The organism is Aeromonas sp. A04, assembly GCF_047780465.1.
Taxonomy (GTDB): domain Bacteria; phylum Pseudomonadota; class Gammaproteobacteria; order Enterobacterales; family Aeromonadaceae; genus Aeromonas; species Aeromonas bestiarum.
The window spans coordinates 1-14,964 of record NZ_JBLNHP010000016.1; the positions used below are offsets into that span (position 1 = coordinate 1).

General features: G+C 63.8%; 9 protein-coding genes and 1 pseudogene. All 10 read right to left on the reverse strand.

Translation table 11 applies throughout. The features are described 5' to 3' along the window. Positions 1–949 (reverse strand): annotated as a pseudogene (locus tag ACM3N8_RS21995) (contractile injection system protein, VgrG/Pvc8 family); the annotation flags it as partial. A gap of 11 nt (positions 950–960) precedes the next feature. Continuing rightward, positions 961–1,248, reverse strand: coding sequence for a type VI secretion system PAAR protein (locus tag ACM3N8_RS22000; RefSeq protein ID WP_042869831.1), 288 nt, complete (start codon positions 1,246–1,248; stop codon positions 961–963). A gap of 290 nt (positions 1,249–1,538) precedes the next feature. After that, a complete protein-coding gene (locus ACM3N8_RS22005; RefSeq protein WP_416016589.1) occupies positions 1,539–2,969 on the reverse strand; it encodes a VasL domain-containing protein in 1,431 nt (476 codons plus the stop codon). A 44-nt stretch (positions 2,970–3,013) separates the two neighbouring features. Then, the gene (gene tssM / locus ACM3N8_RS22010) at positions 3,014–6,511 is read right to left on the reverse strand and encodes a type VI secretion system membrane subunit TssM (RefSeq protein ID WP_416016590.1); all 3,498 of its coding nucleotides are present in this window, start codon (positions 6,509–6,511) and stop codon (positions 3,014–3,016) included. A gap of 41 nt (positions 6,512–6,552) precedes the next feature. Then, on the reverse strand, positions 6,553–7,983 hold the full coding sequence (tssA, locus tag ACM3N8_RS22015) for a type VI secretion system protein TssA (RefSeq protein ID WP_416016591.1): 1,431 nt from the start codon (positions 7,981–7,983) through the stop codon (positions 6,553–6,555). Between the two features lie 8 nt (positions 7,984–7,991). After that, the gene (gene vasI / locus ACM3N8_RS22020) at positions 7,992–8,621 is read right to left on the reverse strand and encodes a type VI secretion system-associated protein VasI (RefSeq protein ID WP_416016592.1); all 630 of its coding nucleotides are present in this window, start codon (positions 8,619–8,621) and stop codon (positions 7,992–7,994) included. Further along, the gene (locus ACM3N8_RS22025) at positions 8,621–10,159 is read right to left on the reverse strand and encodes a sigma-54 interaction domain-containing protein (protein ID WP_103470579.1); all 1,539 of its coding nucleotides are present in this window, start codon (positions 10,157–10,159) and stop codon (positions 8,621–8,623) included. Before ACM3N8_RS22025 ends, vasI begins: the two co-directional genes overlap by 1 nt. A gap of 2 nt (positions 10,160–10,161) precedes the next feature. After that, positions 10,162–12,804, reverse strand: coding sequence for a type VI secretion system ATPase TssH (gene tssH, locus ACM3N8_RS22030; RefSeq protein ID WP_416016593.1), 2,643 nt, complete (start codon positions 12,802–12,804; stop codon positions 10,162–10,164). Positions 12,805–12,825: 21 nt separating this feature from the next. Further along, entirely contained in the window at positions 12,826–13,605 is a 780-nt protein-coding gene (icmH, locus tag ACM3N8_RS22035) for a type IVB secretion system protein IcmH/DotU (RefSeq protein WP_043135905.1), read from the reverse strand. Positions 13,606–13,627: 22 nt separating this feature from the next. Next, positions 13,628–14,962, reverse strand: a complete 1,335-nt coding sequence (tssK, locus tag ACM3N8_RS22040; RefSeq protein WP_043556105.1) for a type VI secretion system baseplate subunit TssK — start codon at positions 14,960–14,962, stop codon at positions 13,628–13,630. Positions 14,963–14,964: the final 2 nt, after the last annotated feature.

Here is a 14,964-nt window from a genome sequence, read left to right on the forward strand (position 1 = left end):
GGCTGCGCTGTTGGACTTGCCACTGCCCGCCACGGCATCATTGCGAAGGGCATCGAGTCGGTGCTGGGCAAACGCCTTGCCGCTGCCGTCCTGCTTGTAGCGGCCCGGGAAATCGAAGTGCTGATAGGTGCTCCGCTGGTGTTCCAGCTCAGCTCCCACCTTTTTGTGGGAGAGACCGTAGGCCGGGGTCTTGAAGCTGTAGTCTTTCAGCTCAACATCGCTTGGGCGCACCGCCTCGCGGTAGTGAAACTGGCGCACATAGGGGCCTTGTTCCAGCGAGCGGTTGCCGAGGTTGAAGAAGAGCGCGGGGCCGGCGGTCAAGGCCGCCGCGTCGTCGGCAAACACGACGCGGTGTTTGCCGGCGTCGAATTCATGGAAGTAGAAGAGCCCCTCTTCGGCGGCGAGCCGGTTGACGAAATCGAGGTCGGTCTCCCGGTACTGCACGCAGTATTCCCGCTGGGCGTGCTCGTTTTTGAGCGCAAAGGCGTAGTCTGTNCCGGTACTGCACGCAGTATTCCCGCTGGGCGTGCTCGTTTTTGAGCGCAAAGGCGTAGTCTGTGATGCCGTGCTCTTGCAGCAGGATGGAGAGGATTTCATCGGGCTTTTGCGCCTGGAAGATGCGCGAATTCTGGCGAAGCGAGAGCCGCCACAGCGCCGGCTGTACCATGAGCTGATAGCGGGTACGGCGAAAGCCGCTATCCCCTTGCGCAAAATCACTCACGACCCCGCACACCCGCCGCTGCAGCTCGCCGTTGTACCACACCAAGAGCTCGCACGGCTGGTCCAGCACGGCACCGAAGTCGACGTCGGGCTCTGGGCTCGCCAATTCCAAGCGCAGCTGGAAAGGCCCGTTCAGCGCCTCTTCCAGCGCAAACTCGGCCACCACGAAGGTGCTCTCGGGCAGCGCCCCCACCTTGACGGTAAATTGTAATCCTGTGCTGTCTGCCATAACGCTGTTCCTTATCCTGCCTGTCCGCTGCCCGAGCCAATCACAACGCCACCGCAACCGATGGCGGTACCGGTCACGGCGATAGGCTTGCCGTTGACCAGCACGGAGCCGACGCCCCCCGAGATGCTGCGCGGATGGGGAGGATTGTTGGGTTTGACGTGAGGGGCCAGCGGATCACCCTGCCGGGCCACCGGTTTGCCATCGAGGAACACATCGGGGCTGGCGGCAATCACGGGGGATGGGTGGAACCCATCGTGGTCGGTGCCAATGTCACCGAGCAATGCAATAGAAGGGCACATATGAATTCTCCGTGTGGGCAAGGGACCGCCGTCGGGGCTCCCGCCATGGCGCAGGCTCACCATCATGAGCCGGGACGCAGATACAGCAGGGGTAGCAACCCAGCAGCCTCCATGCCATGACTGAGCGACCATTAATCACGTTTAAAATCAGTGAATTGCGATGACGACTCATACAGTTGGGCTGCGTTTCTGCAACGAATTGCGCAAGACAGGGCAAGCGACACGGCAAACCTTGCTCTGCCAGTCAAATTTGCTGCCGCTTGCGCAACTCATTGCTCGATGCAGCATGATCAACTGCCGGCAGCGCCCTGTTGCAACTGGTAGAGCCGGATGTTGAGCGCTTTCAGGTCATTTTCCAGACTCTTCAATTCGGCGGCCGTGATGGGCTCCTGGGAGGCTTTTCTCGCCTCCAACTCGCCGAGGCGCAGGCTGAACGGGATGTTCTGCATCAGGTTCTTCTGCACCTCGTAGAGCTGGGATTTGAGGTAGGAGATGGTCACCGTCTTGCGTTGGCGCTCCAGCTCCAGCAGCTGATCGAGCAGGGCATCCACCCCGGCGCGGGCATCCAGGTAAGTGGGCACGCTGATGGCGTCCCCCTGCTGGCCGACCAGCGCGCTCTGCCACTGCTTGTCGAGCGCCTTGACCGCCAGCGAGTCGGGATAGAGCATCTGCAACGAGTTGCGCAGTCCCTCGCCGTAGCGATACCAGTAGAGCGGTGACGTCTGCTCCAACCGGGCAAGCTGGCTCTGATAACGGGCCACCAGATCGCTCTCCATGCTCTGCAGGGTCTGCTCCCCCAGCACTATGCGTGCCTGGCGAATGTCGTCATAGCTGAGTACTCGCGGCAGCTCGGTGGCCGGCTGTACCAGACGCTGGGCCACCACGGTTTTCTCCTGCTGCTGATGTTGCCAGCCAAGCCAGCCCATCACCGGCAGGGCGCAGCTGAGCAGACCGCAGCCAAACCAGAACCAGGCGGGCCGCTGCTTGCGGTGCTGTTCAATCTTGAGCACGGTCGGCTTCATCTGCCCCTTCTCGCGCCCCACCAGAATGCTGCCCTGAGGCAGGTGCGGGGTCACCGCCCCGGCAGAGGCGCCGTGATCGCTCTCCATGTCGGATTTGAAGAACACCATGGGCGGGATCTGCAGATCGTCCTTGAGGCCGGGCTCATCGGAGACGATGACGATCTCGGTCTCATCGAACAGATGGGTGTAGCCCTCGATGAAGTGCACCAGATTCTCGACCCGGGGAATGCGGCTTAAGCCCGCGTTGTGCAGCTTCTCGCTGATGAGTTGCAGCGCCCGCTCGCAGCGATAGATCAGCCGCTTGTCTTCGTGGCTGATCTGGTACTGGCGAATGACATCGCTGATGCGGGCGATGAACCAGTCCAGCATCTCGATGCGGGCCCGCTCCTGATGCACCGGCGGCCAGAAACTCTCCCACTGGGTCACGATCAGGTTGGCGAGAAACTCGCAGCCTTCGGTGAAGCCGCTCAGTCCCTGCAAGCGAGAGCGCGCCAGGGTGAAGTAGATGGCGGTCTGCAGATCCACCCCGTGCTTTTCGAAGATAAGGCTGGCAAGCTGATGGATCTTGCGCCAGTCCACCTCGGGGCGGGAGGCGTGGCTGAGCTTGTTGATTTCGGCCCGCAGAGCCTCGTATTCCGGCAGCATCCTGGGGTCGCGCCCCACTTTCAGCGCCTGCTGACCTTGTTGATTCTGTGACATATCGGCTTCCAAAATGCGGGGGGCACAGGGTCCCCCCGACATGATCAATAGAGGGATTCAGGCAATCTGAACTGGCTGAACAGGCCGCCGGTGAAGGGGTTCTGCGCGCTGTCGGTATAGACGCGATAGGTCATGGACCCCTGATCCACCGGGAAGCGCACATCGAAGGTGGCCTCATTGACCTGGGTCAGCTCCCCCTTGTCCATCAGGCGGAACATGGCCCAGGGGCCGACGAAGCCTTCGCTGCGCGGCGAGCGCTCGCGGGCGGCCGGCACCAGGGTGATCTTGCTCTCGGCCCCGTCACGCATGGTGTTGGGCCACACCAGCGGGATCTTGGTACGGCGGCCATGGGCGTACTCCAGCAACTGGCCATCCAGGTTCAGCACGCTGCGCCGCTTGTTGGCGGTGAGCTCGATGGGCTCGAGGGCGAACTGCACCTCCAGGTTGCCCTGCTGGCTGAAGAAGATCTGGCGGATGCGGGCGGCTCTGTCCAGCTGCTTGACCAGCTCGGCCTGCATGGGCGAGCTGAACTCTCCCTCCATCAGGCCGCTCTCCACCATGGGTTTGAGGTTGACCTGATAGAAGCTGTCCAGGGTGCCGCCCGGTGCAAAGAAGCGCTCCATCTCGGAGAGCGGCACGTCCTTGGCTGAGCCCGGGTCAAACGGATAGCGACCGGCCAGCTGGCTGTTGAAGGGCGCCAGCACCTTGTCCTGCCACTCCTGATTGAGGGAGGACATGGCCAAGTCGATCACCAGCCGCGAGCTCTGCTCGGAGAGCTGACCTACCCAGCGATCCAGCGGAGCGGGCAGGCTGCGGGCATATTGCTGCAGGGCAAACACGGGATCTGCGTACTTGTTGGTCAGACGCAGCTGTACCGCCTTGAGGGCCGACTGGCCAGGCTCGGTGGCGTTGACAATGAGCTCCAGATAGTGCTGCAACTCCACCAGTTTCTGGTTGACCTCCTGAATGAGCGGCCCCTGCTCACCACGGCCAGCCAATGCGCCATTAGTGGCCATAAAGGGACGCCCGATGCGGGCCGTGATGGCCTGGGCCGGGTCCCCTTCCACATCGGAGATCTTGCGAATGCGGGTGTTGTCATCCAAAGAGGCCAGCACCCGCTGGAACGGCTGATCGTTGCCCGTGATGGCAGAGAGCACGTCGAGCGCCTGCTCCGGGCTCTCCAGGGTCTGCACGTCCAGGTTGGTCAGCAGTTTTTGCCACTGGTTGACGTAGTCGGTGACATAGCGATCGTTGACCTGACGGGCGATCTCCTTGCGATCGGCCTCGCTCAGCTGGCTCAGCTTGCGCTGGCCCAGCACCCAGGCATCCATGGCGGTGAGATCGATCAGCGCCTTGTCCTGCTTGAGGAAGAAGTCGTTGAAACCGGGCCAGGTCAGCAACCGCGGCACCTGACCTGCGTTGTCGCTGCGCAGGGCAAACACTGTGTCGAAGGTGGGACCCACCTCGTCGCGCACGTTGAGATCCGGCGGCAGCACGTCGTTCGCCTTCACTACCAGGTTTTGATACACCCGCTGATACATGGGCAGCTTGCCAAGCTCGCGCTGGGCGCCGTAGACAGGCTCCTTGAACGGTATGAAGGCGGTGATGGCGGCCGGATCCCGGGCGGCCCGGGCACCATGCCAGTCGGTGTGGTCGAGGGCGTAATCCAGGTGCCCCATCAGTTGCTCCTGCACAGCCCCCTGCCCCGGAAAGGCCTGCTGCCAGCGGCTGGCCATGTACTGCGCCACCAGCTCCTTGTTGCGACCCGACGCATCGTCCAGCATCCGCATCACCCGCAGTATGGAGAGCTTCTCCTCACTGCCGGCCGGTGCCTGCTCGAGATCCGCCAGCAGCCCCTGCATCTGGGCCGGCAGGAAGCGCAGGCTCAGCAGTTGCAGATAGGAGCCTTCCACATAGGGACCGATCTCGTCCCCCTGATAGAGGCCCAGATCGGCCACCAGCGGGGTGCGTTCACGGTAGTTGCCAAAGGAGAGGGTCGCCTCGCGGATGAGGTTCAGACGCGGCAGCTGGCTCACCCCGAAGGCGTGGGCATCGGCCACCTCGTTGGTCTCCATGAAGGCCTGAGCCTTGGTCAATACGTTGCGACCCGCTTCCTCGTTGACCCGGTAGAAATAGTGCCAGCCGCCGATGAGGGCCGCCGAGAAGAGCGACAGGCAGCCCAGACCGATGGCCATGCGGCGACGGCGATAGAGGGTGTGCAACCGGTTCTCCCCGGCCAGATGGGCCTCGGGGAAGATGATGGTGGAGAAGAGCTTGCGCACGAAATAGGTGTTGGACTCCCCGCGCAGGGCCGAGTAAATAGGCTCTGGCAGGTTGTAGCGACGAGACGCCGCCTGGGCAAACGCATCGAACGGCACCCCCTGCTGATAGACGGAGCTGATGTAGACCCCGCGTACCAAGAGCGGTTTGCTCTCCTCGATGGCCAGGGTCTCATCGAGCAGGCTGGTCACGTAATCCTTCAATCCCGCCAGTTGACGCACGAACGAGAACAGCGCGTTGCGCTGGGCGGCATCGAGTCGGGCCAGCATCAGCTCGGGCAGGTTCTGGTTGAGGTTGTCCACCCACTGGTCCCAGAACAGGGCCAGCTCCTGCTGCCAGGATTTGCCCTGGCTGTCGCCCGGGTTGAAGGTCACCCCCAGCACGGCCTCGCGGGCCTCCTTGTCGAGCTGCTCATACACCACATCAAAACCGCGCAGCAAGTCGAGCTTGGTGAAGGTGACATAGAGCGGCAGCCGGGTGTTCATGGTGGCCGACACCTCCTGCAGGCGGGAGCGCATCAGCTGGGCATAGGCCTTGCGCTCGGCCACGCTGGCATGGGAGAGCCAGGCCAGATCCACGGTCAGCACCAGGCCGTTGAGAGGCTGGCGGCGACGGTGTTCGTTGAGCCAGTTCAGCAGGTGCAGCCAGAGCCGCTCATGCTTGCGCGCCTGCGGATCCAGCTCAGGCTCGGATTGGGACAAGAGCTCGCCGGCAGGATCCAGCATCACCGCCTGCTCCCCCAGCCAGCAGTCGACAAGCTGATCCTGCGCCACGTCCCGCAGTTCGGTGTCGAGCCTGGGGTTGAGCTTGTTGGCCGGGTTGGCGCGGTGAATAAGGCTGCTCTTGCCGCTGCCGGGCAGCCCCAGCACCAGATACCAGGGCATGGCGTAGAGTGCCCCCTTGCCCAGATGGGTGTTCAACGCTTGCAGCCAGCGATCCAGGAACAGCGCCTGCCTGTCGATGAGCCCCTTGACCGGATCCTGCTCCAGCACCACCTCGTGCTGACGCTCGGCCTTGAGTTGCTGCATCTTGCGCCAGACGCGCCAGGAGAGGACCCCCAGCATCAGCCATAGCCAGAGCAGGGTGAATACCACCCGCCCCCACAGCGGCTCGAACGGCTTGGCGCCACGGATCTCGATACTGGGCCCCAGCCACCACACCAAGATGAGGGCGACGACCCAGAGCACCACACAGAGCAGGGGCCAGGAGGGTTTCAGTTTCGGCAGCTGTTGCCGCAGAAAGGTAAAGATGGTTTTGAACATAAAATGTGATCCAACTCCGACTCAATGACTCATTTCGGCACTTATTTCGACAACGGGGCCGCCTGGCTTTCCAGACGACTGACCAGCCCGGGCTCCCAGTGCGACAACCCCAGGCGACTCGCCTCTTGCCACAAGTGTTGATAGTGCTGGCGCGCAAGCGCCTCCATGCCTTCCTGCGCCAACAGCTCCGCCTGCACCAACTGGGCATGGAAGCGGGCTCTTGGCTCTTTCAACTGCGTCATCCTTTCATCCAGCAGGGTGAGGGCCGCGGCCACCCCCTGCTCCCCATGACGCAAGGCCACCTCTTCGGCCAGGCTGGACTCCCCGTCGCCCCCACCACCCAGCTTGGCTGGCTGCAACCAGCGGCTGCACTCGGGAGGCAGAAACGGGCTGCCATCGCTGAAGGCGAGATCCCGCAAGGCCGGCACGCGCTGCAAGAAGCCGTCGAGTTCCTGCGCTATGGCCTGGGCCACGGCGCCAAATCCCAGCTTCTGCGCCACCTCGGCCGAGAGCCTATGCCCCTCGAACCAGTAGGGCGCCAGGGTCAGGCTCTGTTCGATGCGCTGCCAGAGCGCCAAATCCGGCGCGGCCCGCTCCAGCGTGGCCAGGGCGGCGCGGTACTCATCCACCATGTCCGTCGACATGGGGGCCAACTGGGTTTTATGGCCCTGGGCACTCATGGGCGGAGTGGTGATCCCGGCCCAGATGGCGTGACGGCGCAGGCGATAGCCCACCGCCGCCTCCGGCTGGCGCTCGATCAAGAGCTCCGCCACCTTGAGCTGGGTCTGTCGCCAGGCCCTGTCATTGGAGCTGTCGATCTCGATGCCAGATCCCTTGGCGCTGCCACTGAGCAGCATGGATCCCGCCATGCTGGCCACCGTGGCCACGGGCACGCCGCTCTCTGGTTTGGCATCGGCCTGGGCTTGCGCCACCTGCTGGCGCTGGGCCCGCTTCAGCCCCATCAACAAGGGCTCAAGCAGCTCGCCCTTGTCCGGGCACTGGGCTCGCCAGCAAGCCTCAAGCTGCTCGGCCTGGGCCAGCAGCTGGACCAGCTCGGCCGCCGAGGCGCTTTCACTCACCCGCGGCAGGGCCCCCTCGAAGCGCTTGACGATCTGCACCATCAAGCGCTGCTTCTGGCTGGCATTGCCGGGCCAGGCCAGCAGCCAGTAAGCCTGGATCCAGGCTTCCAGCAAACTGAGCGCGGCCCCCAGAGGGGTTGCCTTGGCCGGGTGTTGCAGACAGCGCAGCAGCTGGGCCAGCACCCGCATGTCCTTGGTGCGGCTCTCCAGCAGGCCGAGGCACGCCTCGGCCACCGCATTGAGATCGACCTGGCTGTGGGCGAGGGATCCCAGCTTGACCAGCTCGGTCTCCACATAATCCCAGCGCGGCTCGTCGGCCAGCACGGCGCCTCTGATCTGTTCATCCGGCAAGCTGGTGAGCAGCCGGGCGCACCAGGGGTGTTGATAGCTCATGGCGCCCCCTACCAGCGACACTGCTGGCGCAGCGGCGCCAGCGCCTCTTTCAGCCCGCTCAAGTCGACCCGCAGCACGACGCCGTTCGCGGCCCGAGCCTGAGTACCGTTGTCGGCCCGAACCTGCAGCTCGCGATGGCCAATCCAGCGCTTGAGCTCCTCGATGGCGGGCAAACCGCGGCCATATTCGAGCAACAGACCCTGATCCCGGATAAACCAGCTCTGGGAGCCGGCACTCGGCTGACCATCCAGCTCGACCAGCACCTTCTCCCCTGCCCAGGGGCTGTCCAGCCGCAGCCGGATATGGGTGATGCTGTCGACACAGCCGATGGAGAGCGTCGCCCCGCGCAAGGCGGGACGGGTGAGCGTCTCGCTGTCACGGCCCTCATCGCGCTGCAACAAGAAAGGAGGGCTGTCCGGCGTGCGGGCCTGCTCCTGTGCCCAGATGGCCTGCCAGGCGGCAGACTTGGTAGCCCCCCCCTCACTCGTCTGGGTCAGACCATTGCCTATGGCGTCGTAACAGGCGAGCCGGATCAGCGGCGATGGCTCGCGGCGACACGCCTGCAAGCTGGCCATGTCTTGTGGGGGTAATGCGCTGCCGGTCGCCAGCAACAGCGGCAACAAGCCGAGGATGCTCATCAATTCACCTCCAGTTTCTGGCACTTGTGATCCAGGGTGCGCTTGGGAATATTCAGGCTCTCGGCCACCAGCATGCGATTGCCCTGGAAATAGCGCAGGCGCGCCTCGATGACCGAGGCCTCGTACTGCTGCATGGCCCGGCGCAGATCCCGGATGTGGTTGTAGTCGTCCATGGAGCCGGGTAACTCGACACAGACCCGCTCTTTAAGCTCGGGGGGCAAGGCCTCCAGCACCACCTCTTCTCCGTGACGGGTGTGGGCGCAGGCGACCTCCAGCAGATTGCGCAGCTCGCGCACGTTGCCGGGGAAGTCATAACTTTGCAGCTGCTTCAAGAACTTGCGCTGCAACCCTGCCAGGGTCTTGCCATCCTGGGCGGCAAACTGGGCCATGAAGTGCTGGCACAAGAGCGGCACGTCGTCCATGTGCTCCCGCAGGGGGGCGATGAGCAGCAGACACTGGCAGAGGCGGTGATAGAGATCGGCCCGGAACTGCCCCTCCTCCACATGACGGGTGAGCGGCTGATGAGTGGCGGCTATGAGGCGAAAATCGGAGTGGCACTCCTGCTCGGCCCCGAGTGGCCGGTAACTGCGGGTTTCGAGCACCCTGAGCAGCTTGGCCTGCATGGCGGCGGGCATGTCGCCCACCTCGTCCAGAAACAGGGTCCCCCCATTGGCCTGGGCCACCAGCCCGGTCTTGTTGGCAAGGGCGCCGGAGAAGGCCCCCTTCTGATAACCGAACAGCTCGCTCTCGATGAGGTTTTCCGGAATGGCGGCGCAGTTGATGGCCACAAACGGCTTGGCCGCGCGATCCGAGCACTGGTGCACCAGCCGGGCGACCACCTCCTTGCCACTGCCGGTCTCCCCCTGAATGAGCACGGTCAGCTTGTGCTGGCCCGCCAGGCTTATCTGCTCGCGCAGCCCGCGGATCACCGCCGACTGGCCGATCAGCTGATCGCCCAGCAGCTTCTCATGCTGGCGCAGTCGCTCCCCCTCCCCCTTCATCTGGCGCAGGGAGTCGCGCAGCATCCCCTGATCCCGCCGACTGCGCCCCAGATCGCGGATCAGGGTGAGCTGGTTGCAGAATACCTGTGACAACAGAGCCAGTTCGGGGCGCTGTGTCCACTCCTGCAGCACATCGCCGCTGTCCATCATGGCCAGCACGGCAAACGGCTTGCCGTTGCCATCATTGAGGGGAAAGGCGTGCAGGCCGCACTGCTGACCCAGGTTGGCCAGCAGGGTGCGAAACGCTGCGTGCTCGATGCGGGCACCGCCGTGCAGGGAGTCCCAGGTGCGGGACTGGGCCTTGTGCAGCACATAGGCGAGCGGGTGGGAAAAATCATCCACCGCCAGCGCCAGCGCCACCTTCTGTCCCTTGACCCAGCCGGTGCATTCGAGCTGGCGCCCGCTCACGTCCAGCATGCCGAGCAGTATCCCCTTGGGCTGAAAGCTGGCATTGAGGGTCGAGGTCCACCAGTGACACAGGTGCTGCTCATCGCGCTGCTGCGTCAAGGCGAGGGCAAATGCGAGGGCTTGTTCCATGTTCAGCCCTCCACCTCGGCCACGAACTGGCGCTCGCTCACAGAGAAACGCACCCGCTTGATGGGCTCACCGGCCGAGAGGCGCTGCAGCAGTTGCAGGGAGACAGGTGGCAGCAGGGCACCATCGATGACGGATTCCAGCATGCGGGCGCCGTTCTCGCTGCGATTGGCGCGGCGCAGTATCTCCTCGGCCACCTCGTCTTCCAGCACCACCTCGGCGCCGAAGCGATCCTTGAGCAGCTTGACCAGCCGGTTGAGTTTGCCACCGACGATCTGTACTAGCGTGTCGTGGCCCAGCGGCAGGTAGGGGATCACCTCCATCCGCGCCAGCAGCGCGGGCTTGAAGAAGGCGGCGAGCTCGGGGTAGAGCGCATCCAGCAGATCATCGGGCTGCTCGGCATGATCGACTATGGTCTGGAAGCCGAGGTTGGAGGTGAGGAAGAAGACCACGTTCTTGCAGTCGATGATGCGCCCTTCCCCGTCCGCCAGCTCGCCCTTGTCGAACGCCTGATAGAAGAGGTTGAGCACGTCCGGATGGGCCTTCTCCACCTCGTCCAGCAGCACCACAGAGTAGGGCTTCTGCCGAATGGCCTCGGTCAGCACGCCCCCCTCGCCAAAGCCGACATAGCCGGGAGGCGAGCCGATCAGGCGGGAGACTGTATGTTTTTCCTGATACTCGGACATGTTGATGGTGGTCAGGTACTGGCGACCACCGAACATCAGCTCGGCAATCTGCAGCACGGTTTCTGTCTTGCCGACCCCGCTCGGCCCCACCAGCAGGAAGGCACCCAGCGGACGGCCCGGACGGCGCAAGTCGGCGCGAGCGGTCAGCAGGTGTTTGTGCAGATGGGCCACCGCCACATCCTGCCCCTTGATAAGCTCGCCAAGGTATTCCGGCAACCGGGTCACCACGTCCAGCTCCCCCTGGGAGATGCGATTGAGCGGCACCCCGGTCCACTCGGCGATCACCGCAGCGACCTGAGTCTTGTCGACGTGGGCGGAGACCAACACCTCACCCTGCTGCAAGGCGGCCAGCTCACGCTCGAGCTCGGCCAGCTTGTCGGCGGCGGCTTGTGGATCCAGCGGCGCATCGGCCAGATCCAGCGCCTCTCTGGTCAGCAGCTCATCCTGCTCGTCGGCGAGCAGGGCGGCGCGCAGTTCGACAATCTGGTGCACCAGCCCCTGCTGTTGCTGCCACTGGACCTCCTGCTCGGCCAGCGACTCGCGGCAGCTCTGCTGGGCGGCCTGTAGTTCGGCGAGGCGCTCGTCATTGTCACCGAGACCTATCAGGCTCTGGCGCTCCAGCTGACGGATCTCCAGCTCGCGCTGGCGCAACGCGTTTTGCAAATGGCTGACGGCGCGCGGCGGCGTGGTCAGGTTGATGGCGACCCGGGCACAGGCGGTATCGAGCACGTCGATCGCCTTGTCCGGCAGCTGACGACCGGAGATGTAACGGGCGGAGAGCTGGGCGGCGGCTTGCAGCGCCTCCTCGTCGATCAGCACACCATGAGCCTTCTCGTAGATGCTGCGCAGGCCGCGCAGTATCACTGTGGCTTCGTCGGCATTGGGCTCACCCACCTTCACCAGCTGGAAGCGGCGCGAGAGGGCGGCGTCTTTCTCCACGTATTTCTTGTACTCGCCCCAGGTGGTGGCGGCTATGGTACGCAGCTCGCCCCGGGCCAGGGCCGGCTTGATGAGGTTGGAGACATCCAGCCCGCCGGCCTGATTGCCGGCCCCTATCAGGGTGTGGGCCTCATCGATGAAGAGGATGACAGGACGCACCGAATCCTTGACCTCCTGCATCACCCCCTTGAAGCGTTTCTCGAACTCCCCCTTGACCGAGGCACCCGCCTGCATGGCGCCAAGGTCCAGCGTCATCAGCTCCACCTCGCGCAATTTCTCGGGCACCTGACCCGCCACGATGCGCAGGGCCAGCCCCTCGATCAGGGCACTTTTACCGACGCCCGCCTCCCCCACGACTATGGGGTTGTTCTTGCGGCGGCGGGAGAGGATGTCGATCATCAGATCGATCTCGTGATCCCGGCAGAGCACGGGATCCAGGCTGCCCTGACGGGCCTGTTCGGTGACGTTAACGGTGAAGCGGGCCAGCAGGCTGGCATCGGCCGGCAAGGCGGCCTGGGTCGAGGTGCCGTTTGCAGAAACAGTCACTTGGGTCTCGGCAGATTCTTTGACCCACTCATCAAACTGCTGGCGCAGCAGCTCGCGATTGACGTTGGCCAAGAGCCGGGTCACAGACCCCGGCAGGTAGCGCTGCGGAGTCATCAAGAGCACCAGCAGCATGACGCCGCTGCGAAGCTGGGCGTGTTGCAGCTCGGCCGAGGCCAGCAGCCAGCTGTCTTGCAGCCACTCCACCAGCAGTGGCGAGAAGGAGGGATAAGCCTGGCCATAGCCAGTATCCGCCGCCGAGGGTTGCAGCAGGGTTCTGAGTGCGTCGACCTCCACCTCGGCCACTTTCAGGATCTGGCGCACATCGCTGAGGGGTGTCTCCAGCATCTTGAGCAGCAGGTGCTCGATGCGGATCTCGGCTCCCTGATGGTTGACGCAGAGGGCCGCAGCCTCCTCCAGCATGTGACGGCAGATGGGGTTGAGTCTTTCCACCAGTACGGGTAGCTCTATACGAATCAAGGCGTGCTCTCCTCAGAATAATTATTTTAATAATTCGCCCAGTTGACGCAGTACGTCCTGGGTCTGGTTATTGAGTTGGTGGTGATAGAGGCCAAAGATGATGGCCAGGATCAGGGCCCCGCCCATGAACAGGCTGCGCAGGGAAATCTGCTTGCGCAGCTGGTAACGGGAAGCCTGACGGCCGAGGTCGAGGTGAAACACGCTGGGTGCCTCACCGCTCGCCTCGGGGGCAAGCTGCTTGTGCAGCTGTTTGACGATGCGCTCGAACTCCCCTTGTCCCTTGCTCATCACCTTGTAGCGCCCCTCGAAACCGAGGCACAGGCACAGGTAGATGAACTCCAGGATGTCGCGGTAGCGCACCGGATCTTCCTGCAGACGGGTGAGCAGTACGAACACCTTCTCGCCGCCCCAGGTTTCGTTGTGAAAGCGGGTCAGCAAGGAGTGTTCAGACCATTCGCTCTGGCTGCCCCAGTCGCGGCCCATCACGGCCTCATCGATGAAGGTGCAGAGGATGTAGCGAAACGAGAGGACGACGCCGTTCTCGTAACCCTGGGCCATCAGCTCCTGTTCGATGGCCTGGATCTCGGTCACCACCCGCTGATAGAGCTCGGGCACCCTGTCGTAGCGCGACAGCAGGCGCACCCGCTGCACCAGCCCCAGCAAGGGGGTCACCGCATCTATCATGGGGTTGATGCTCTGGCCGCGCAGGCGGAACCAGTAGTCCGAATCCATGTCCAGCTGCTCGGCATGATCGAACAGCAGGTCGCTGAGTTGCTCGTTCTTGATAATGTCCGTGGTCATCTCTGCTTATTCCTTGATGCGATCACTGGCTGCGAATGGCCCAGAGCTGCATGTCGAGCTCGGGGAAGTCGCCGGCGATGTGGAAGGCGAGCGTGTTGCTGACCGCCAGCATCTGCCAGGCAGGGCTCTGACGGTCGAGCTGGAAGTAGCTGTAACCGGCGTGATAGGGCAACTGACGCGGCGCCACCGGCAGCGGCAGCAGCGGAATGCCGGGCAGTTGCAGGCTGATGAGCTCGCGGATCTTGTCGCTGGAGGCCACCTTGGTCTGCTGCAGCAACTGCTTGCGCAGCTGCTCCTGCGGCATGCGGGCACGCACCGCCAGCACGAAGTCAGCGCTTTGCATCAGCTCGCTCTCGTTGACCATGGCCACCATGACGCCATACTGGTGCTTGCGCAGCTGGATGGAGACGGCGCGCGGCGACAGCACGGTGCTCAGTGCCTGACGCAGGGCCAGCATCACGGGCTCGAAGCTCACCTGCTGATCGTCGTGACGATAGGCGGCAAACTCGGGCGGCAGGCGAGACTCGTCGGTGAAGGTCATCAGCTCGCCACACAGCTGCACCAGCGCCTCGTGCAACCGCTCCGGGTGCAGGGTGCCAAGACGCGAGAGGTGCGACAGCTGGGGCTGGGCCCGGTTGAGCAGTTGCAGCATCATGAACTCGGCCACGTCGGCGACCCCCTGCTGACCCGGCGCGGCAATGCGCTGGGAGAGGCTGCGGGCCCGCTCGGCCACCAGCCCCGCCGACTCGCCGAGGAAGCGCTTGAGGGTCGGGATGGCGGAGACGCTGATGCTGCAGGGCATGAAATTGGGATCCAGCACCAGACCGCCGTCCGGGCGCTTGTCCAGAATGCGGGCGATGGCGAGCGAGGCATAGGCGCTGCGATCTTCGCGCTCCAGCATCAGCCGCAGGCTGACCCGCCCCACTTCCAGGGAGACCACATCGCCCCCCTCGCTGTGCAGATCCCGCACATCGTGGCGATGGGCCTGCAACCGAGTAGCGACCTGGCCGCCCTGATTGACCTCATTGACCCCGCTCACCGACAGCGGCAGCGCCAGATAGACCTTCTGGTTGGCGACCGAAGCATCGGTGATCTCCAGCGGAGCCGGCAGCATGTCGTCATTGGGAATGTTGAAGACGGTGCCATCGGGCAAAATGCCGGTGGCCCCCACCAGGGCGATGCGGCCAAACCCCAGGTAATCCTCATTGATGGCCAGCGACTGCAAGCCATAGAAATAGTCGGACAGCGCGCTCAGGCGAGCGTGCAGCGCATACTCTGAATGTCTTTGTTGTTGCTGGAAGTGCTGGGGCTTGATGAAGAGCCCCTCACGCCAGATAACCCGATTTCGACTCGACATGG